Here is a 22,133-nt window from a genome sequence, read left to right as displayed (position 1 = left end):
GCGATTAAATGAAACGAATCCTACTACTCGAACATCCCAGAACACCCGGCGAGGACCGTCAGAATGACATTGCCAACACCACCCTGTCCTCCTGCCTGAACAGCGGCTACCTGGCCGCCGTTCTGCTCGAAAACGGCTATCAGCCGGCCATTGTAGAGGGCTATATGGAAAACCTGAGCTACGAAGCCATCGAAGCCCGCATTGCCGCCCACAAGCCTGAGGTGCTTGGAATCCACCTGGTTTATAACTGGGAGGACAACCACACCCTCTATGCCTTCATCGCCAGAATGAAAGCGAAATATCAGATCAGCCATGTGACCGTATATGGCTACTACCCCACCTTTGCCTATGAAGAAATCCTGGACCGGTGTTCGGAGATCGACACCTGTATGCTGGGAGAAAATGAAATAACCATCATAAACCTCATGGCAAATCTCCCGGATTATAAGGGCTTAAAGGGCCTGGCTTACCGGAGTGGGGACGGCTATGAGGCCAGCCGGGGCGAGCTCGTCCGCGATCTGGACAGCCTGCCCTTTCCCCTTCGCAAAGCGAGCTCCTACCCCGGCGGCGAGGTCAATATCTTTGGGAGCCGCGGCTGCTACGGGGGCTGCACCTTCTGCTACATCAACCCCTATTATGGCGCAGAGGAAATGCACTGCCCCAAGTGGCGCGGCCGCTCTCCTGAAAATATCATCGCTGAAATCGACACGATCATCGCTCAGACCGATTATCGCTATTTCTACTTCACCGACCCCAATTTTTATGGTCCGGGAAAGGCTGGAAAGGAACGCGTACTCAAACTGGCCGCCCTCTTAAAAGAGCGCAATATCCGCTTTGGCATTGAGGCAAGGGCCAACGATATCGAGCCCGAAACCACCAGGGCACTGGTGGACGCCGGGCTGCAGAATATCCTTGTCGGCCTGGAATCCGGCAAGGACGCCTCCCTGAAGCGGCTCAATAAATATACGACAGTAGCAGACAACGAAAACGCGCTGCGGGTGCTGCGCGAGGCTGGTATCGAGCCCAGTGTGGGCTTTATCATGTTTGAACCGGACTCTACCATCGACGACTTAAAAATCAACCTGGAATTTTTAAAGCGCAACGCTCTTTTAAAAACACTGGAAATCTCGGTCAATGTGCTCTACCATCACCAGATTATTCTGGCGGGCAGCAGCTCTTACCATGATCTTCTGGCTGCGGGAAGGCTGAACATATCCGAGCACTCCACCTACGAGGCCAATACCGACTATGTCAACCCCTGCATCGCCACTATGGCAAAAATAATGCGGGATATTACCAACCATATTTTTGACTATATGCACGACACCTGGCAGAAAAGCGCCTCGGGCGATCCCGAGACGGTGGCGCGGTATCAGGCCATCAACCATCTCCTGGTGGATGGCTTTGAAAACGCCTTAAAGCTTTTGGAAAAAGGCGATATCACCGAAGCCGAAAGGCAGAACTGGGTCCGCTGTTTTAACGCTGAAATTGACAAAATCACCGCATAAAAAACTCCGGAAATCTATTTACAGATTTCCGGAGTTTTTTATTTCTATTTTTATATAGTACTTACTGCTCACCCTCGTTCTCTAATTAAGAAAGGCCTGATATAATATTTGAAACGCTTTCAAATGAGGTGAACCATGAAAAAAGAAAAAATCATGCAAATGATACAGGCCTATGATGGACTGAACCTTTATATGACAACCGATACGCCCGAATCCCCGAGGGCTGTGGTGATCATCAGCCACGGCATGTGCGAGCATTCTGGACGCTACGCCGCAGTCACCCAGAAGCTTTTCGACCATGGGTTTAAGGTGTACCGCTACGACCTCCGGGGACACGGCAAATCCGAGGGCGAACGGGGTTTCTACAGCACACCGGATGAAATCACTGAGGACCTGCACCGCATTGTGGACATTGTCACAGCGGAAAGTCCTGGGCTTAAGCGCTTCCTGCTGGGCTACAGCATGGGCGGCTTTGCCGTAGCTGACTTCGGCACAAAATATCCCGACAAGGCAGACGGCGCCATTCTGTTTGACGCTGCCACCCGGGATAATCTGGGCGGCTTCAGCCGTGTCTCCCAGTCCCTTGACCCGCTGACCCGCTTTCCAAACAAGCTGGCAAAGCGGCTGACCTCAAATCCCGAAGTTACTGCCGCCTACAAGGCCGACCCCTTAAACGCTTCCTACTTTACGGCTGGCCTGAGCCAGCAGCTGACACTCGGTATCCGGCAGTTAGCCGCAAATCCTGTTTTCCATCTCCCAGTGCTTCTGCTGCACGGCGAAAAAGACACCCTGGTTGATCCCAGCGATTCCACCGATTTTTTTGCGCAGATTGCCTCCAAAGACAAACAGCTTAAAATCTACGGCGACACCCAACACGAAATTTTTAACGAAGCCGTCAAAGACCAGGTCATGGCAGATGTAATCCGCTGGATTGAAAACAGGCTGTAAACGCGCAAGCTAAAAAGGGCCCTGTGGCATAAAAACCACAGGACCCTTTATTATTTATCTTAACGGCTGGCCTTTGATCCCCGCATCCGTTTAATCCATTTAACAACCTCTACCTGGACAACAGAGAGCAGTGAAAGCCCTATAACAGTCAGCCACTGGCTACCGCTCAGCAGCGTTACCTTAAAGGCTGCCTGCAGCGGCGGAATAAAGAGAATACAGGCCATCAGCGCGGCAGATGCCACAAAGGACAGGATCAGCCATGGGTTTGCACCTTCGGCCCGCACCCAGACCGGCTCAGTATTAGAACGCTGATTAAAGGCCCGGAGCATCTGGGAAAGCGCCAGCACACAGAAGGCCATGGTCTGGCCAGTGATGTGGCTGCCAGTCTTAAAGCCGATCCAGTAAGCCACAAGCGTCATGGCCGCGACAAAAACCCCCTGGCGGATCACCCTGAAAATAAGGTCTCGTTCAAACAGCGTGCCCGACTTGACTGGCGGATGGCGCATGATATTTTTGCTGGCCGGGTCTACCCCCAGAGCGAGCGCCGGCAGAGTTGCGGTTGCCAGGTTAACCCACAGAATATGAACCGCCAGCAGCGGCGCATCCCAGTTAAAGACGGTTGCCACAAAAAGGGTTAAAATCTCGGCGATGTTGCCGGCCAGCAAAAACTGGATAACCTTTTGAATGTTCCGGTAAACACGCCGCCCCTCCTTAATCGCGTAGGCAATGGTCGTAAAGCTGTCGTCCAAAAGAATCATGTCTGCGGCCTCCTTGGCCACATCCGTTCCTGTGACGCCCATGGCAACACCGATGTCCGCTGCTTTAAGGGCCGGTGAGTCGTTGACGCCGTCCCCGGTCATGGCCGCGACCTCCCCGCCCCGTTTGAGCGCTTTGATGATTCGCAGCTTGTCCGCTGGCGATACCCGGGCATAGACCGTTGTGGTTTTAACCGCCTCATCGAGCTCATGCTCCGACAGGCGTTCCAGCTCATCGCCAGTCAGCACTGTGTTGCCCTCCTGGAAAATATCCAGCTCCCGGGCTATGGCAATGGCTGTGACCCTGTGGTCGCCGGTGATCATCACCGTACGGATGCCCGCTTTCCGGCATGTTCTTACGGATTCCGCCACTTCCTTTCTCGGCGGGTCAATCATCCCCACGACACCGATAAAGGTCAGGTCATGCTCCACATTTTCTTCCTCATCCTCCGGGATTTCCTCAAGCTGCCTGGTGGCAAAGCCCAGCACACGCAGCGCCTTTTCTGACATTTCAAGACAAAGCCGTTGAATATTTTCCCGGTCGGTTTCCGTCATAGGGCGGATTCCCTGCCCGGTGAGCATCTGCGTGCAAAAGGGAAGCAGTTCATCCACTGCGCCCTTAGTGTAAGCTGTCAGCCGGCCCTCCACCAGATGGACTGTGGTCATACGCTTCCGGTCAGAGTCAAAAGGATTTTCAAAAACCCGGGGACAGGTGTCCTCCATACTATCGTGATCCAGGCCAAAAGCCCTTGTCATGTGCAGGAGTGCGCCCTCTGTGGGATCGCCGATTATCGCGCCCTCCTGGTCAGGGTCAAAGCTGGCGTCATTGCATAAGTCCGCGGCGTATATCAGCTCACGGTATACCTCAGGATGGGCCTTGGCCGCCGCATCAACTGAAACAGCCCGGCCCGCCTCAAAATCTCCGTTTACCGCTACCTGAGTAACCGTCATCTGATTCAGGGTCAGGGTCCCGGTTTTATCGCTGCAGATAACCGTAGCACTCCCAAGGGTTTCCACAGCAGGCAGCTTTCGGATAAGCGCGTTTTTACTGGCCATACGCTGAACCCCCAGGGCCATAACGATAGTCGCCGTAGCGGGCAGGCCTTCCGGAATGATGGAAATGGCCAGAGAAATCGCCACCAGAAACTGTGGGATCAGCGGCCGGTGGTAAAGAGCGCCGATGGCAAAGATCAGCACACAGACAATGACCCCAATGATGGTCAGTGTTTTGCCAACAGCGCCCAGTTTACGCTTAAGCGGCGTATCTGTCTCATCCTGGCTGTCGAGCATACCGGCAATGTTTCCCACCTCTGTATCCATCCCGGTTGCCACCACCACACCAGTGGCGCGACCATAGGTGACAATGGAGGAGGTATAGGCCATGTTGCCCCGGTCCCCCAGCGCGCAGCGCTCTGGAAACAGCTCATCCGCGTCCTTTTCTGACGGGACAGACTCCCCGGTCAGGGACGCCTCCTGCACCTTCAGGTTGGCCGAATCGATGAGCCGCAGGTCTGCGGGCACCATGTCCCCGTCACTCAGAAATACAATATCCCCGGTCACCAGCTCACTGGCAGGCACAACGCTCTCCTCATCCTCCCGCAGTACGCGGGCTGTGGGTGCGCTCATATTTTTCAACGCCTCCAGAGAGGACTGGGCTTTTTTCTCCTGAACAATGCCAATAAGGGCATTCAGCACAACGATGGTAAAAATGACCCCTGCCTCGGTCCATTCTCTCAGCACTGCTGAAAAAATGGCAGCGCCAATTAAAATAAGGACCATGGGGTCTGTGATCTGAGACCAGAGCATCTGTGCAATGGATCTCGGCGGTTTTGAACGCAGCACATTGCGTCCGTTTTTTCTTAGCCTTTCGGCTGCCTCAGCATCGCTTAAGCCTTCCTCTGAGGTCTGCAGGCCGGCAAAAACATCTTTTGCCGGCAGCGCGTGCCAAGGCTTCTGTCTGTGATTATCCATATTGGATAAACCACCCCTTTCATATAAAAATTTTATCTAAGCCAGAATGTAAAAAAGGCACAGTCAAACCACCCATGTGTCAAATGGGCGTGACTGTGCCTTGTATACTCTGAGGCTTATTCGCTTTTAAGATTTTGATTTTTCGGTCGGTGTCACTCTCGTCACTGTCGTCCATCAATTAAAATTCCTTTACATCTAAAATAAATATTTTCTAAATTTTACATAAAAAAATTGCAAGCGTCAAGGGGATTAAGGAAGATTTAACAAAGGACTTACCTCCCCGCTGTAAAGAAGCATTAAGCTGTGCATGGCCCGGGTACAGGCAACGTACAGCAGGCTTCTCTCATACGCGTCGCTGTAATGCCTGCTGTCTGCGTCTGGGATAAGGACTGCGTCAAATTCCAGCCCCTTGGCCATCTGGATAGAAGTAACGGAAACGCCGTTTTTAAACCGCGTGCCCTCTGGCATGATCAGATGGACATTGTGTTTTTCTGAGAGCAGAGCATATAATGCCTGCGCCTCGCGATTTGTTTTCAGGATAATCCCCAGAGATGCCCAGCCGCTTTTTTCAAAAGCCCGGATTTTATTCACAAGCTTTTCAAGCATTTCCTTTTGGTTACTGCAGCGGATAACCTCTGGCGGTTCACCGTGCCGCTCCATGGGCTCCAATGCACTGACCGGCTGTATTTTTCCGGCAAATTGTATGATCTCATAGGTGGAACGGTAGCTTTTGTTGAGCGCTATAAATTCAGCGCCGCTGTAGAGCCTTCTCATATCGTCCAGTGTATTTTGATAATTAGGATTGACACATTGTCCAAAATCGCCCAGGAGGGTTTTGGGGCAGCTGTAAATACTGTTGATCACCGCGTACTGGACCGGCGTGTAATCCTGCATTTCATCGACCACCAGATGTCTTATTGACTTATTCTCCCTCAAGCCCTCAAAAGCTCTCTTAAAATACAGATATGGGTAAACATCCGCCCATTCAAAGGTCTTCTTTTCAGGCAGGACAAGCATATGTGACAGCCCTGCCTGTCGGTAAAAATTCTTATAAAGGGAAAAGGTGTTCTTCACTCTGAGCATGGCATTGAGGCTTTTCAAAATCGCACCCGGCTTTGGAAGCTCCTCTCCCCGGATATTATCCGCCTCAAACCGCTCGTGGATCGTTTCTGCCATGAGCTTCAGACGCTTTTTAAACGGCAGACCGCTGTCCGCCTCAAACAGGATTTTTATCCAATCTGCCTCTGCCTTAAACCTGCCAAAGCAGTAATCCTCAGGTACGAACACATTTTCAGGCAGGCTTTTCAGATAGGCGTCCATCTCCGTTTTAAACGCATAGCTTGATTTCAGCCGGGCCCGTTCTGCCCAGCGCGTGTCCTCAGTCTCCAGCGGATCTTTTTCCTTTTCAAACCGAAATTTTCCTTCCAGCTGTTCTTCGGCAATATCCTCAAAGCTTATCTCGTAGATAGGCTCTTCTCCCAGCTCTGGCAAAACATTTGAGATATAATCCCCAAACACCCTGTTAGGAGATAAAATTCGGATGTCCGACGCTGAAAGGTGATCCTTAAAGCGGTAAAGCAGAAAGGCGATCCGGTGCAGGGCAATGGAGGTTTTACCCGATCCGGCCACTCCCTGGATAATCATGGTTCTGGCTCTCTCGTTTCGGATAATTTGATTCTGCTCCTTCTGGATGGTGGCAATGATGGATTTCATCTTTTCATCGGAGGTATGGCTCAGCTCACGCTGCAGCACATCATCCTGGATATTGACCGAGCTTTCGAGCGCATACTCCATTTTTCCATCTTTGATTTTAAACTGCCGCTTTCGGGTCAGATGGCCTTTGATTTTACCCGAGGGGGCTTCATAGCCTGCCGGCCCCACCTCGCAGTCATAAAACATGCCTGCCACCGGCGCGCGCCAGTCACAGATCAGCAGCTCATTGTTATCATTAAAGGACGCCGGCCCAATATAATATTTTTCCGTGCCTTCTTCATTTTCATACTGAAAATCAATCCGGGCAAAGTAGGGCGAAGCCTTCAGACGCGCCAGCTTTTCCCGGACGCCCACAGTAAAGGCCCCTTTTCTGTCCAGCTGCTTTAAGGCCAGCTCATTCTGAAACATTTCGTGGGGGTCAATCTCTCCCCGGTTTTCAACCATATAACGTTTTGTCTCCATATACTGCTCATCCGCCCGTCCCACTCTGTCCTCTGTGGCTTTAAGCGCTGCGTCCAGACGGCCGGCAACCGCTTCCAGATGGCTGATTTCTTCTGGAAAGGGGACGGCGCTGGTCCCACGCTCTGGCTTATGGCTTTCTTCATGACTCATTGCTGCCCTCCCCTGTCAAGACAAAGCGCTGGGTTGGATAGCCAAACTCTACCAGAAGCTCGGCTTCGGCAAAGCCCAGCTCCATTATGGCCTGCCGGTGACCGGTGTCGGCCTTGTCACCCTCCCGGTAGGTAGTAATGCTGATCTCCCTGCCTTTATGCAGTTCGCTCATCATTTTATCCAGAAACGCCCTGGGGATTCCCTGGCTACGGTACAGCGGATGTGTCCCCATAAAATCAATGCTGCCGGTTTCGCCGGAAAAAAGCATTGCGCCGACAGCCACCTCGCCATCCTTCAGGATCAATGCCTGCCGTTTGCGGATCCGGCGTTTAAGCTCACCGACATATTCCTCCTCATACAAGTGGGGAAAACCGTCGATGACCAGGTGGACCAGAGCCATCCAGCAGGGGATATCGCCCTCGTCAGCGTAGGTGATCTTCCAGCTGTTTCGCATATTATAGCTCCCTTCAAATTGAAACCTCAGCTGCAGCGGATAGAACTTTTCGTTTTCCCGGTATTGGCTGGGGGACTGCTTATACATGGCCGAAAAGGCGGCTGTAAAGGCCTGCTGGCTCTCATACCCGGCCTGCAGGGCGATGTCGAGTATGGTTCTCTCCGAAAACACCAGCAGCTTGGCAGCCTCTGTCAGCTGCCGCCGGTTCCGGTACTCATGCAGGGTCAGCCCCACAGTTTTTGAAAAGACGCGGTGCAGATGGTACTTTGAGTAATGGACTGCACCGGCAATGACATCAAGATCCAGCTTTTCGGTTAGATGGTCCTCTATATAATCAATGGCGGCCTGTACTTTTTCGATGTTATTCATTACTGCCACTCCTTTCTCAGAGCATTATACCCCATTATATCGGAGGTGTTTTAATATTTCTTGCTCTTGCTTGCGCTTTTTGTCCGGGCGTCCTCCAAAAGCAGAGAAACCTCCTTCACGGCCAGAGACCGCTTGGAGGTTTCTTCTTCCGAGAGCGTTCAGCTTTCACTGCATCACGCTTTATTTTTAATGTACTTGTTAATCAAAAGATTGGCGGTGGACTGGCTGATGCCCATACGCCTGGCCACTGCCCGGCTCGATTTGTGCTTTGCATAAAGCTTGATGACCGTCTGTTTTTTAAACTCCTCGACATTGTAGGTTTCGCCGTCAGTTTCTTCCCGGTCTTCCTCCTGGTCCAGATAGCGGAAAAACAGCTCCTCATTAATAATAATGCCATCGGACAAAATGATCATGCGCTCCACTGCATTCCTGAGCTGGCGCACATTGCCTGGCCAATCATAATTATTAAAGCAGGAAAGTATCTTTTCATTGAATACCTTATTGGTATTGTAGCGCTTGTTAAAGTCGTTCAGAAAAGCGGTCGCCAGATAGAAGATATCTTCCTTTCTTTTTCTCAGAGGCGGCAGCACAACCTTTACGGTATTGAGCCGCCAATAGAGATCCTCCCTGAACTTTTTCTCCCGGATGGCATTCATCAAATTCTGATTGGTCGCGGCGATAATCCGGATATTGACATATTCGGGCTTGTTGCTCCCCACCGGGAAAAAACGTTTATTTTCCAGAACATCCAGAATTTTAACCTGCATGGCCGGGGACAGCTCCCCAATTTCATCGAGAAAAATGGTGCCGCCGTCGGCGTTTTTCAGAAGCCCGATTTTCCCCTTGACGTTGGCGCCGGTAAAGGCCCCGGGCATATAGCCAAACAGCTCGCTCTCTAACAGCCCGTCCGGGATGGCACCGCAGTTAATGGCCACAAAGGGCTTATGGTTTCTCGGACTGCCCTCGTGCACCATCTGGGCCAGATAGCTCTTTCCTGTGCCGCTCTCACCTAAAATCAAAATATTGCAGTCAAACTTCGCTGCCTTTTCAAGGTCTGTCAGGCACTGCTCGAACAGGATACTCTTCCCGATAATCTCATCTGAAAAGTCCAGGTTAATGGACTCAATGGGATTTCTCAGATCACGATAGCTTAAATCCACAGCGCGGATGTTATCCAGAGAGGTGGACACCATCAGCTCAAACTCATCGTTGTCATTATAGACCGGGACATTGATGCAGATCATACTCCGGTTTGTTTTATAATAAATACTTTCTGTCACGATCGCCCGGTGGGCCTGCTTTGTCATATCAAAGCTGTAAGGGTCCCATAGATCTTTCTTTGCCGTTTTGCTGTTTTTATTGATCAAGTCCTCAGGCGGTACCCCATACAAACGTATGGCCGCGGGATTGATGTAAATAATACGGCCATTTTTGTCCAGAACGTAAATTTCAGAAAAGGCATTTTCCAGAATCGTCAGCAATGTCTCACGGGGTATGGCGTTTAAATAGTCAATATATTCCTGGGAATGGGATGACTTTGATATATCCAGCATAATTTTGTACCGATCCTTTACTTAATTTTCCATCAGCTCTTTTCAAGGCTTTACTTCTTTTATTATACCTCAGAGACGTCTTCCAGAACAGTTTAAATACTTTTTCCCATTCAAAAAGGCTGTCCGCAAATGCGTGACAGCCTGATAGCCGGGATGGCTATACTCTCCATTCCTTTGGCAGCAGCTCTTCGACCATTTTCTGCTGCTTTTTGTCCAGTTCCAGCGGTACATATTCCTCCAGCCGTTTTTTCCAGGCCAGGGTCGCGCGTTCCTGCACGCTGATGGCGTTGTCTTCTTTTTCCCAGTTAGAATACGCCTTGCGGTTGGCGATTTCTGGAAAGACAAAATCGTTGCGGTAAATCTTGGAGGTTCTGGCCAGATAATTGGCGGAGTGCTCAATTTTTTCCATTTTATCCATATAGAGATTTTCTTCCTTAAACTCGACGCCTCTCAGGAAACGGCCGCAGATTTTATAGGTGTCCTCATCCAGCATAAATTTCTCATAGCCCAGTGTATTAAAGGAATCCATGATCCCGGCCAGCATGTAGACCAGCTCCGGCTCACACATCAGGGCAGAAAGGCCAACCATGGTGGATTCTCTGCCGGACTGGTAGTCGTCCTGCTTGGCGTCGGACAGACAGCCGTGGGATCTCTTGGGGAGACCGTAAAAATTGGCGAGCTCATTTTCGACAAACCATTCCACGCTTGTCTCAGCCCCGCCGCATACACAGAGTGAGTAGCGGAGGTCTGTTTCCAGGGCGCAGAACTGGTAGATAACCGGCGCGCCGGGGTTTACCACCTGTGTCGCCACAATGCCCGCAAGGCGCTCGGTATTATTCTGGATAATCGCGCCAGACAGAGATGGCGGCGCTGTCAGCCCTGCAAGGCCAACGCCTGCGATACAGCTGCACTGTCCGTTTTTCGCGTATTCGATGATGGTTTCACACATCAGACGGTCCCAGGTAAAGGGCGGCGCGCTGGTGATTAAGGTTGACATGAGCACCTGATCGTGAATATCGTTGAATTCTTTGGCGAGCTGGATCGCCCGGCGGCAGGTTTCCCGGCTTCCGTTCAGGCCTGCCAATGGCTTATCGCTATAGATCATCGGGGTCAGCGTCATAAAATCCGTTTTGTACTGGGCCGGCACATCGTTTGGGTGCAGCAGCTCGCAGTCGATCACATCGATCACGTCGCTTGTCTGAAACAGCTTCGCAAAATTGACGAAATCCTCTGCGGCAGCCGGGCGGTGTTCTCCCTCCTTAAGCACATTAACAGGCCCAAGCGAGGACTGGCCAATGGTTTTTTTCTGGGTTGTTCCGACGCGGTGTCTGTGTCCTCTGGACACATAATCAAAATTTCTCGGGCAGGAGGCCAGGGCATCGTCGACCTGTTCCTCTGTTATATAGACAAGCTCGCCGTCAACCTTAAACCCTTTTTCCCGAAACATCTCCAGCAGTTCCTCCGAACAAAACCGTATCCCCTTATTCTTTAATAAGTACAATGATTTTTCGTGAATGAGCTCGATGGATTCCTGTGTGACAAAGCTTCTTGTAAAATTCCGTTTATACATATTGATACCTCCAGTATTTGATGCTGTTTAGATAATGCAATATTTATGCCAAAATCAAAAAAGCCCATTGCAGGGCGTTTAGACGCTTTTTTTCAAATACAGACCAGTCCATATTTGCTTTGATGCGAGTAAAAATCATTCATTCGAGTGATTTTCACTCATCACTTTTCGGAAAATCATTTTAAAATCCTTGAAATCTCCCCCTTTTTCCCCTTTACTGCTTTGGCATGTTTATTGCGTGTTTATAGATAGTCAGTAAGAAAATATAAGAAGGGGGAAGGCTGTTGCGGGCCTAAGCTGCAGCAGCCTGAAAACAAAATGAAATCTGACAAAAAATCACCTTTTTCCATGGTTAACGGCTGGACCTTTTTTCCACCGCTTATCTTTACCGTACTGCTGACAGCTGTGGTTATGTCCAACCCGACGGTGGCCGGTAATGTACTGGAAACGGTCTTTTCCTTTATCACAGATAAATTTGCCTGGCTGTTTGACTGGTACTATCTGGCGCTCATCGTCGTTGTACTCATCCTGGCCTTTGGACCGCTCGGCAAGAAACGCTTCGGCAATGAAAAGCCTGAGTATTCTACCCTCTCCTGGCTGGGTATGATCTTTACCGGCGCCGCTGGGCTCGGCGTGCTCACCTGGACAAGCGTGGAGTGGCTTTACACCTACCAGTCGCCCATGTGGGGCGTTGAGGCCGGCACAGTGGAAGCTCTCCAGCAGGCTGCCATGATGCCGCTGTTTCACTGGGGACCTGTATTCTACCTGGGCTATGCATTGATCGCTGTTCTCTTCGCCTATCAGTTTTACTGTAAAAAGGTGGACGATACCCTGCCGAGCACAGCCTGCATTTCCCTGATTGGCAAAAAACGCGCCCGGGGCGGTCTTGGTAAAACCATTGACATCATTTATATTGTCGCCCTGCTCTCCTCTGTCGTGACCTGCGTGGGCGTCAATGTCCCTACTCTGGTCGCCATCATTACCAACATTATCGGTTATGAACCGCCCTTTATCGTCTCTATTGTCCTGATCATGGCCTGGAGCATTATCATGGCGATCCTTCTGTTCGCCGGGCTTAAAAAGGGCATCGGCCTGCTCAGCAATATCCGCGTGTACGTTGGCTTTGGGATTCTGGTTTTCGTTCTGCTCTTCGGGCCGTCCTTCTTCATGCTCAACAGCTTTACAGACGGTCTGGGCATGCTCATGCAGAACACCCTCCACCTTGTCTGCAACACAGACCCCTATGCCAAATCCGGCATTCCCCAAAACTGGACAGTCTTTTATTACGCCTGGTACATTACCATGTCCATCCAAAACGGGGTATTCTACGGCCGTATCTCCAAGGGGCGTACTGTGCGTGAGCTTGTTCTGGGGCTTCTGGGCGCCACGGTCATCGGTACATATATGTTCTTTATCGTGTTCCAGGGCTTCTCTATCAATACCTTCCTGGAGCAGGGGCTGGATCTTGGTGCGATCCTCGCTGAGGGCGGACAGGGCGCTGCCATCGCAGCCATCTGGAAATACCTCCCCTTTGCCGGTATCCTTATGCCTGTACTCTTTATCTTTGCCAATATCTGTATGCAGACCCTCTTAAACGCCAACGCCTACAGCATGGCCATGTCCACTACCAAGGTACTGAAAAGCGGTCAGGAACCGCCTTCCTGGATCAAAATTTTCTGGTCATTGTGTATTGGCGTCATCAGCATCGCCCTGCTGATGATCGGCGGCATCCGACCCTTCCAGACCATCACAGTCATCTGCGGCGTCCCCGCCCTTGCGATCATCGCGCTGATGGCTCTGTCCTTTTTCAAGGATATTAAAAAGAATGGCTGGAAGCTGTCCGGCAATGATGTCGAAGATAAAATAGTAAAGGAAACAGAAGCAGAAACTCCGGAGTTTCCAGCACCGGAAATACCTGCAAAAGAGTAAAAAAAGAGGCAGCGGCCCTGTGAAAGAGCGGCTGCCTCTTTTGCATACGCGTCATCTAAAATGTAATAATCCCTTTTTTCATTATCTTGCGGTCCAGCAGCTTTTCATAGGCTGCGATGCTGTCGTCAAACTTAAAGTAATCCGAAATAAAATCTTTAATTTCCAGCTGCCCAGAGCGCATCCATTCCAGAACCTGCTCATGGGCTTTTCCTTCTTCGCTTTTTCTTGGCATCTGTTGGTAAATAACACGCCAGTTGTAATCGGCCTGGCTGAAATCAATGGTAATTTCTTCCTTTTCAGGCACGCCGTAACACAGCACTGCCCCACGGTCCTTGATCAACCCCATGCCCTGGTTTACAATGGCCGGTGAGCCGGCAGCGTCCAGTACAAAATCTACGCCTTCCGGGAAAATCTTCCGCACTTCCTCCCGCACATCCTGATCCCTGCTGTTGATCAGATATGTGGCGCCATGCGCTTTGGCCTGCTCCAGCTTTTCCGGCACAATATCGCAGGCAATCAGGTTTTTAACCCCCAGCAGACTCATAAACTTCATATAGGTCAGCCCAACCGGACCGCAGCCAAAGACCACAACAGAATCGGTGGGCTGGATACCGAAGTAACGGATGGAGGATAAAACCTCGCGGAAGGTAATGATCATGACCGCGTCTACCGGGTCCAAGTCGTCATCAAGCACTGTCTGGGCAAAGGCGCATTCCGGCGCTTCTCCTTCAGGATAAGCCAGCGGGTCGCATACTACAGCGTACTCACTCAGCGCACCCCAGCCCGAGCCCAGTCCGGGCAGGTTTTCCGGGTCTGGATCAACAAAGGGAAGCAGCACCTTATCGCCAGGTTTTAACCCCTTTACCTCTGCGCCGACTTCAACGACCTCGCCCACGCCTTCATGGCCCAGCATAATGGGGTATACCGATTCCGGAAAGCCTTTAAAGGTGCGGTGAAGCAGCTTTACATCTGTACCGCACATACCACAGGCAATTGTTTTAACCAATGCCTGATGCGCATCATATTTTGGCTTATTTACCTCTTCAAGTGACATGCTTCCGTCTTTTCCAACAACGAATGTTCTCATTATTAACTCCTCCTCTGGATCATGCCTGCGCCCTATTGTATTTCCCCTAATGAAAACAACACGCAGATTCATGTTTTAATGTAATTACATAATAACGTAAGTTCTTTAATAGGTATATTAGCATAGTCTCAGAAGAAAAGCAATACAATTTTTTAAATAAACCGAGTCACAATTTCCGGATTGTGCATCAGCAGGCTTGCGAGTCCCACAATTACCACTAAAATGAGAATGCAGATAATATGGGTCTTTTTATGCATTGCCAGAATGGCCACATACTCCCGAAGCAGAGCGTTATACCAAAAATAAAATTTTGTTTTCGCGCCAATCCCCTGCGCCTTGAGATTTGCCTTTCGGGCATATATACTCGCGCGGAACACATGGTAATTCGAAGTTGAGAACAAAATACGCAGATGCTTCATATCCTGCTCCCGGCTCTCGATAATCCGTCTGGAAAACAGCATATTTTCATAGGTATTTTTAGACTGGTCCTCGACCAGAATATGATCCTCTGAAATCCCTTGCTCCAAGGCGTACTGTTTCATGGCTTCGCTCTCGGCAATCTGCTCGTCGCCTCCCTTGCCGCCAGACATGATGAGCATGGGCGGATTCTTTTTCCTGGCCGCCTGTCTTCTGTAAACCTTAAGGGCCCGGTCAATCCGGCCGGCCAGCAATGGCGAAACGGTCTTACCCCCGATGAGGCCAGAGCCCAGCACAATGATATAGTCCTGCCTGAGAAGCGGCCTGTAAATCCCATAAATAAAGGACGAAAGGATAAAATTCGAAAATATCAGCAGCAGGTATAATAAAATTGTGTTGACCAGCAGCATAATAACTGAGAGCACATCATTGATCTCGACGTTTTTAAAGGAAACCATTCCCAAAAACAGCCACAGCAAAATACCAATGCCCACCAGAAGACTGAGCAGATTGGCTTTGCTCCGCCCTTCCTTTCTCAGCAGCGTCACCGCGCTGTAAAAGGAAATCGCCAAAATAATAAATACACCCGTCAGTAAAATCAGGGTGACAATTATCCCGATAATGACCACCAGGAAAAATAAAAACGGGTTTCCCGTCTCACTGGCCAGCATGATGAGTGAAAGGCCGCTGATCATCAATAAGATAAAAAACAAAAATCCATTGATCAGCCTTCTTCTATCCTGCAAGTACACAAGCAGAAAGAATAAAAGATAAATGAGATTAATCACATATAAGAGCATCGTATTTCTCCTTATTTTCAACTTTTATTATCTTTATACCCATTTCGATATTGTTCCTACCGCGTAAAGCGCTACATAAAGAAAAACGCCTGATGTCAGGCGTTCCTCTTTATATGATAATTTAATTAGGGAGCATTATAATTATGCCAGAAGCATTGGCAGAATCGAAAAATTAAAAATTTGCAGCACAGCGATGGTAAAGGCCGGCGGGTCGATATGACTGTCGGCATTCGTATTGAAGGTACGGGCCGCGATGTCGCAGAGCACAGCGCCGATCATACCGATAATAACACCGCCGATAATCGACAGCACAGCATTCTGAGTTACCGCAAAAACTGTGAGCACCGTCGTCGCCGCCGGTAAAATGATCTGGTGAAGGTTTTCCATTGGCAGCTTCATGGGCAGCCACAAAAAACAGATTGCCGCAATCCCAAAGGCAAAAGAACCCATGTTGTTAAACAGGTACATGGCCTCCTGAGAGCCGTCAAGCCCCATCTGCCCAAGCGCCACGGTGATACAGCCTACCAGCAGGCTGCTGCCGGCGCCCAGCATCAGAAGAAAGGTAAATCTGTTTTTATCTGGCAGGAAGACATGCTTCTCTCCTTCCCATTTTCCAAGGAAGCCGCTCGTCCCAAGTGTGAGGCGGGTGAGCAGGCCGTTTAAGAACACAGTGATGGCGACTGTATCAGTCCAGCCTGCCAGATTGAGCACATTCACCCCGAACAGGTCCGAGATTACAAACTCAATGAGATAGCCGGCAACGCCAAACACCCCGCCGACCAGCAGCGCAGCGCCGTCATTGTATTTACACAGTGGCGTAATAATATCTGCGCCGCTCTCCATCTTTCCCCTGCGCATAAGATAAGCGCCGGCGGCCGCCGCGCCGCAGAAAGAAATATGCGGCCCAAACCACGAGCCAAAGCTGACAAAGGGTATCATCGGCGCACCGGCCGCCCCTCCAAGAATAGCTGCAACAACAGTAATCCCTGTAAAAATAAATGCTGTTACCCCGCCGATACACGCACCGAACACGCCGCCGCCAAAGGCGGCAATTAACATCAAAATATCCATATTATCAAATCCCCTTATTTATCCTCTAATCAACCGCTATGCGATTTCCTTCGCTACCTTTGCGGCAGACCCTGCGTCCTCCGCAAAAGCATCTGCGCCGATCTCATCGGCAAAAGCCTGGGTGACTGGCGCACCGCCGACCATAATCTTAAAACTCTTTTCGACATCCGAGCTCCTGATCGCTGCCACCGCGTCGCCAAGGGCGGGCATGGTGGTTGTGAGAAGGGCAGAAAGCCCCACAATTCTAACGTCTGGATTTTGACGGATAGCCTCGATAATCACTTCGTTTTTCACATCGACGCCCAGGTCGATCACCTCAAAGCCGGCACTTTCAATCATCATTCCCACCAGATTTTTTCCAATATCGTGAAGATCCCCTTCGACGGTAGCCAGAATGTATTTCCCCATGGAACCGGTGGCGCCTGTGGACAAATGCGGTTTTAAGACGTCCACCCCTTTTTTCATGGTCTTTGCCGCGATGAGCATTTCCGGCACATAGATATCGCCATTTTTAAAGTTTTCCCCTACCTTGTCCATGGCGCCGATCATGCCTGTGTTTAAAATATCCATTGCGTCGCAGCCCTCGTCCAGGGCTTCCTGTACCAGACCGGCTATAATTTTTTTCTTCCCCTTTTCAACCGCCTGGCTGATTTCATCAATTTTCATCATTATTTTAACCTCTTTTCATTTCACATTTCCAAACAAGCCGTCACGATAAGCGTTGATATACTCGATGCAGTATTCATCCTCACCCAGCAGTGCCTCAGCCGCGTAGATCAGGCCCATCATGTCCGCATTCAGCGGGTCCAGAATGGCGCTGTCCATGCCCGCGTTCATGGCCAGAATCATAAAGCCCTGGTTCACGTATTTGCGAGCAGGCAGATTAAAAGAAATATTGCTGGCAGCGCCGGTCACATGGACTGACGGGTACCGCTTTTTAATTTCCCGGATGGTTTCTGTGACGGTCTCAATGCCGTCCTCAGACGCACAGAGCATTTCCACCAGCGGGTCGATATGAATACGTCCCGGCGCTATACCATATGCTTTTGCCTTATCCATAATGGCTTCAAAAATCTCCAGCCGCTTTTCCGCTGTTTTGGGAATACCAGAATCGTCGCAGAGCAGCGCCGCACATTCCCATTTTGTATCCGCGATGGCTGGAAAAATAATATCAATCTTATTCCCCTCAAGGGACACAGAATTGACCAGCCCCTCTTCATTGCAGTGTGGCAGCACTTCTCTTAGGATCTCCGGCGACGGGCTATCCACAGCCAGTGGTGTATCTGTGACGGCCTGAACCGCCTCGATCATCCATTTCAGGGTTTCTGCCTCGCGCTTTTCCGGTACCGAAGCGCAGACGTCAATAAAATCCGCGCCGGCAGCGCTCTGCTTTTCAGCCAGCTCCTGCAAAAATACCGCATCTCTCTCCTCAATGGCTTTTGCCACAGATGGAATCGAGCCGTTTATTTTTTCTCCGATAATAATCATGGTTTCACCTCTTTAGTATTCATTCCAGTTCAATGCAACATCATACATGGCGTCAATGTTTTCAAGGGGCGTATCCTGCTGGATACGGTGGCTTGGGCTGAAAAAATAGCCGCCATCCTTCCCCAGCACAGAAAGGGTTTCCTTTGTGAGCTCACGGATCGCATCAGGCTTGAGGTTCGGCAGATCCTGCTGGGTGTCCATACCGCCGTGGAAGGTGAGCTTATCCCCAAATTTTTCCTTGAGCACATGAATGTCCATGTTTTTAGCCGAGGTCTGGATCGGGTCAAGAACCCTGACGCCTGCGTCGATAAAATCCGGGATCAGCGGCATAACAGAGCCGCAGGTATGGTAAATCAGTGTCGCGTTGTGGCTGTCCGCCATATCGCACAGCTCCTTGAGTCCAGGCGCAAAGTAGGTCATAAAGACATCCCGGTTGATCATCAGGCTGTTTTGAGTCCCCATGTCATCCTTGTAAAAGATAAAGTCCATTTTGCCCTTGGAAGCGGTGAGCAGCCGATCATAATAGCCCACCCAGAAGTCTGTAACGCGGCGGACTGCCTCCTGCATCATTTCCTCCTCAGACATGAGCAGGATCATGGCATTTTCCATGCCGAAAAGGTAAGTCAGCTGATGGAAAACCCCGTGATAGCCCTCGCAGTGGATGCCCGGGCCACAGATCGCGTAGCCCTCGTACTGGTCACACAGCCTTTCCACAGCCGAGTAGTCATAGGCGTCAGGCGTCGGCCACTTATAGCCGAGAACCTTATCCATATCGTCATCGTCCTCCACATCGCCCAGAGGGTTGAGGTCTACGTATAAATCACGGCTGTGGCCTGTGATGCGTTCCCTGCGGCGTACCCCCCACTCGTCATAAAAGGTGCCGTCCGCGGATTTTTCGAAAGCCGGTCCCACATAAGGCGGGATCACCTCTCTAAAATCCACCTGATAGTATTCCAGCAGCTCGTCATAGCTTTTTCCATAGTATTTTCCTAAATTTTCTGCCACAATATCTGTTGACCGGAAATTGATGGGCGCCCGGTCCGGCTGTTCATGGTGCAGCGCCATCTGCACACGCTCTCTAGAATTCACAATATTCACTCCTATTTTGTAAAATTATATTTGAATAACAGCTGATGATGGTCGTCCATTTCCTTTTTCAGGTTTTCATATACACGCTGCCAGATGCCGAAGAAATCCTGATACATTTCATGATTTTTCATATCCGGCTCAATGGTTTCGGTCACCTTGACAATATCTTTAGACATGGCAATAATGCTGTCACAAAGCCCTGCCCCCTTGGCTGCCAGAATGGCGTCGCCCAGCGGCGCAGCTTCATCCACATTGGTGGTGCTCAGCGGAATGCCTGTGACATCCGCGGTAATACGGTTCCAGAATCTGCTCTTGGTGGGGCCGCCGTTTAAGGTCAGCCCATCAATCTTCGCGCCGGAGGCCTGGGCAATCTTGATGTTGGAGTACAGGTCAAAGGCTACGCCCTCCATAAGCGCGCGGATCATATCTTCACGGCTGGTGCTCAGGGTAACGCCGAAGAATACGCCCTTTGAGTTGGGGTTCCAGTGAGGTGAAAGCGTGTTCCCGAGATAAGGCAGGTATAAAAGACCGCCGGCGCCGGGTTTAGTCTGGGCTGCCGCCTCGGCGTCATAGAGACTGAAAACATTCTGCCCGGTCGATTTCGCAACAACCTGCTCGTGACCGCCGAAGGTGCCGTTAAACCAGTTGAGCGAAGCGCCGGTAAAGGCCATGGGCGCATCGAACATGGTCAGCCCCGGAATAACATGAGGCCACTTGAGAATCCGGAATTCTTCCTTGCGCTCCGGTGTGGGAATCATGATCCCCAGGTTGGAGCCTGTGCCCATGGAGTAATACGCCTGATAAGCCTTGGTGACGCCGCAGCCCAGAGCAGCCGAGCTGATGTCTGTACCGCCGGCCACTACGATGGTACCCTTCTTTAAGCCCGTTTCGGCAGCGGCTTCGTCATCCACAGTGCCGACCACCTCGTCACAGTCATAGATCTTTGGATATTTATCAATGGGAACGCCGATTTTTTCTGCCAGCTCTGTGTTCCACTCACCCTTTTGGTAATCGAAGGGATAGAATAGACCAGCGTCCCCCTTATTGATGGTAAATTCCTTACAGAGCCGGTAGGTGCAGTAGCCTGCAGGTGATAAGAGCTTATAAGTCTTGTTAAAAAGTCCCGGCTCATGCTTTTTCATCCATAACGCCTTTGGCTCGATGAACCAGCAGGCAATGCGGTTACCGTTGTTGTAGTTGATAACCTCCTCGCCCACACGCTCACGGATTTCATTACATTCCTCCTCGGCCCGGGCGTCCATCCAGATCATCCCCGGGCGCACCGGGCGGCCGTCTTTATCAATGGGCAGCATTACCCCCACCAGCCCTGAAAGAGCAACGCCCGCAATGTTTTCCGCGTCAATGCCGCAGTCCAGACACTGGCGGATGGCTGATTTTACAGCGGACCAGTAGCTGTCTCCCTCCTGCTCGGCATAACCCGGCTTTGAGAGCAGCAGCGGATGCGTCTGGAAGCCCTTAGCCACAATCTGATTGGTCCGGGTGTCCAGCACCCGCGCTTTTACACTTGATGTACCGATATCGATTCCTAATGTTAAATAGCCCTTCATTTTTTAATCCCCTTATATTTTTTAATACTACATCTTCCTTGATACATTTTGAAACATTCTGATCAGTTTGTCCATTTAGATGTGTTTTTCAACATCTCATGACCACATTTTAGTCTATTTTGACGTGATTGTCAACATATTTTTTCAAATAATTTCATTTTTACGATATTATTTGAAATATATAGATCTATTTTTGACATGTTTTGACATTTTTATAAAAATAAAAACCGCTGCGGAGCTTTACTCCGTCAGCGGCTCGTAATGACCTCAACATGCATTTCATCAAATGCCTTTTGATATTCCTCTGGATAACCGGTCGTGGTGATAATATGCCCAACAGCGTCAAATTCACAGATTTTTCGAAACGCGCGCTTGCCAAATTTGGTTTCATCGGCCAGCACATAAGTTTTGTCTGAAAATTTTAAGAGCATGGTATATATCTCGGCAAGGTAGTTGTTGTTGATGGTATAGCCAAAATCCTCGGACACGCCATTGACCGTTATAAAGGATTTCTCTATATAAATATTTTTAAGGGTTTCCTGGGCAAAGGAGCCCGAGGTAAAATACTTCTTACTCTCGATTTCCACATCGCCGCCCAGAAAGATCAGACGGATATTGGGCTTTGACGCCAGCTCCATAACCACGTTAAAGCTGTGCGTTACCACTGTGATGTTTTCGGCTGTAATAAATTTGCTCATCTGCCAGCAGCTGTTCCCGGCGCCGATGAATATAATATCGCCAGACTGCACCAGTCCCGCTGCCGCGTAGCCTACCTCGGTTTTCAGCCCAATCAGGTCATCGGCATTTTCATAGAACACCTGGTTGATCTGAGTATCGCTGAGCACCATACCGCCGCGCTTTTTCTCGAGGAAGCCCTGCTTCGCCAGCTTGTCAACATCCCTCCGGACCGTCGAGAGGCTGGCCGGCACTGCCTCACACAGGGTCTTGTAGTCTGCGCTCCGGTGCTCCAGCAAATATTTTTTTATTTTGTCAATTCTCTGCTCTTCAAACATGGGTTACCACCTGCCTGTTATAGTAAATTCATTCTAGCATTTTTTTGAAGGTAAGACAAGGGGAGGAAAGATTTTAATGGCTTGTCTGAAACCGCCGCGTTGACACCAGAGAGACTATACCTACTTACTTTCTGCTGGTTTGAGAGCAGAGGGGTGAGACGTTTAGGAATTATTGGTAGGGTGTACGAGTGCGTAAAAGGGATTAATCTAATTTTTTG

Annotated in this window: 16 protein-coding genes; 3 read left to right on the top strand and 13 right to left on the bottom strand. The window is 50.2% G+C overall.

Annotated features, from left to right (window positions below):
• Positions 1 to 8 precede the first annotated feature (8 nt).
• Positions 9 to 1,508, top strand: a complete 1,500-nt coding sequence (locus DW091_RS00835; protein ID WP_118517163.1) for a radical SAM protein — start codon at positions 9 to 11, stop codon at positions 1,506 to 1,508.
• A gap of 135 nt (positions 1,509 to 1,643) precedes the next feature.
• Positions 1,644 to 2,456, top strand: coding sequence for an alpha/beta hydrolase (locus tag DW091_RS00830; RefSeq protein WP_118517162.1), 813 nt, complete (start codon positions 1,644 to 1,646; stop codon positions 2,454 to 2,456).
• A 59-nt stretch (positions 2,457 to 2,515) separates the two neighbouring features.
• Here DW091_RS00830 and DW091_RS00825 read toward each other — a convergent pair whose 3' ends face one another.
• From DW091_RS00825 to DW091_RS00805, 5 genes are all read right to left on the bottom strand, one after another.
• Positions 2,516 to 5,182, bottom strand: coding sequence for a cation-translocating P-type ATPase (locus DW091_RS00825; protein ID WP_118517161.1), 2,667 nt, complete (start codon positions 5,180 to 5,182; stop codon positions 2,516 to 2,518).
• 249 nt (positions 5,183 to 5,431) lie between these two features.
• The gene (locus DW091_RS00820; RefSeq protein WP_118517160.1) at positions 5,432 to 7,507 is read right to left on the bottom strand and encodes a 3'-5' exonuclease; all 2,076 of its coding nucleotides are present in this window, start codon (positions 7,505 to 7,507) and stop codon (positions 5,432 to 5,434) included.
• The gene (locus DW091_RS00815; protein WP_118517159.1) at positions 7,497 to 8,330 is read right to left on the bottom strand and encodes an AraC family transcriptional regulator; all 834 of its coding nucleotides are present in this window, start codon (positions 8,328 to 8,330) and stop codon (positions 7,497 to 7,499) included. The genes DW091_RS00820 and DW091_RS00815 overlap by 11 nt, the downstream gene beginning before the upstream one ends.
• A gap of 173 nt (positions 8,331 to 8,503) precedes the next feature.
• A complete protein-coding gene (locus DW091_RS00810) occupies positions 8,504 to 9,883 on the bottom strand; it encodes a sigma 54-interacting transcriptional regulator (protein WP_118517158.1) in 1,380 nt (459 codons plus the stop codon).
• Positions 9,884 to 10,040: 157 nt separating this feature from the next.
• Complete coding sequence (locus DW091_RS00805) at positions 10,041 to 11,453, bottom strand: trimethylamine methyltransferase family protein (protein ID WP_118517157.1); 1,413 nt, start codon at positions 11,451 to 11,453, stop codon at positions 10,041 to 10,043.
• Positions 11,454 to 11,771: 318 nt separating this feature from the next.
• Between DW091_RS00805 and DW091_RS00800 the strand changes: the two genes are divergently transcribed.
• Positions 11,772 to 13,382 carry a BCCT family transporter gene (locus tag DW091_RS00800; RefSeq protein ID WP_118517156.1) on the top strand — a complete coding sequence of 537 codons (1,611 nt, stop codon included), beginning with the start codon at positions 11,772 to 11,774 and terminating at the stop codon, positions 13,380 to 13,382.
• Between the two features lie 55 nt (positions 13,383 to 13,437).
• Here the strand turns inward: DW091_RS00800 and DW091_RS00795 are convergent, their stop codons facing one another.
• From DW091_RS00795 to DW091_RS00760, 8 genes are all read right to left on the bottom strand, one after another.
• Entirely contained in the window at positions 13,438 to 14,469 is a 1,032-nt protein-coding gene (locus DW091_RS00795) for a zinc-binding dehydrogenase (RefSeq protein ID WP_058693275.1), read from the bottom strand.
• Between the two features lie 152 nt (positions 14,470 to 14,621).
• On the bottom strand, positions 14,622 to 15,686 hold the full coding sequence (locus DW091_RS00790) for a YdcF family protein (protein WP_118517155.1): 1,065 nt from the start codon (positions 15,684 to 15,686) through the stop codon (positions 14,622 to 14,624).
• 141 nt (positions 15,687 to 15,827) lie between these two features.
• On the bottom strand, positions 15,828 to 16,757 hold the full coding sequence (locus DW091_RS00785) for a hypothetical protein (RefSeq protein WP_118517154.1): 930 nt from the start codon (positions 16,755 to 16,757) through the stop codon (positions 15,828 to 15,830).
• 36 nt (positions 16,758 to 16,793) lie between these two features.
• On the bottom strand, positions 16,794 to 17,426 hold the full coding sequence (locus DW091_RS00780; RefSeq protein ID WP_118517153.1) for a corrinoid protein: 633 nt from the start codon (positions 17,424 to 17,426) through the stop codon (positions 16,794 to 16,796).
• A gap of 15 nt (positions 17,427 to 17,441) precedes the next feature.
• Positions 17,442 to 18,245, bottom strand: a complete 804-nt coding sequence (locus DW091_RS00775) for a methyltetrahydrofolate cobalamin methyltransferase (protein WP_118517152.1) — start codon at positions 18,243 to 18,245, stop codon at positions 17,442 to 17,444.
• A 12-nt stretch (positions 18,246 to 18,257) separates the two neighbouring features.
• Positions 18,258 to 19,334, bottom strand: coding sequence for a uroporphyrinogen decarboxylase family protein (locus DW091_RS00770; RefSeq protein ID WP_147365264.1), 1,077 nt, complete (start codon positions 19,332 to 19,334; stop codon positions 18,258 to 18,260).
• An 11-nt stretch (positions 19,335 to 19,345) separates the two neighbouring features.
• Positions 19,346 to 20,902: an FGGY family carbohydrate kinase gene (locus DW091_RS00765; protein WP_096918561.1), complete on the bottom strand. Its 1,557-nt coding sequence runs from the start codon at positions 20,900 to 20,902 to the stop codon at positions 19,346 to 19,348.
• A 248-nt stretch (positions 20,903 to 21,150) separates the two neighbouring features.
• Positions 21,151 to 21,915 carry a DeoR/GlpR family DNA-binding transcription regulator gene (locus DW091_RS00760; RefSeq protein WP_118517150.1) on the bottom strand — a complete coding sequence of 255 codons (765 nt, stop codon included), beginning with the start codon at positions 21,913 to 21,915 and terminating at the stop codon, positions 21,151 to 21,153.
• Positions 21,916 to 22,133: the final 218 nt, after the last annotated feature.

The sequence above is a fragment of the Eubacterium sp. AM05-23 genome (genome assembly GCF_003477535.1).
Lineage (GTDB): Bacteria > Bacillota > Clostridia > Eubacteriales > Eubacteriaceae > Eubacterium > Eubacterium maltosivorans.
The sequence above is the reverse complement of the archived record's forward strand: the minus strand, read 5'-3'. Positions and strand labels throughout refer to the sequence as shown.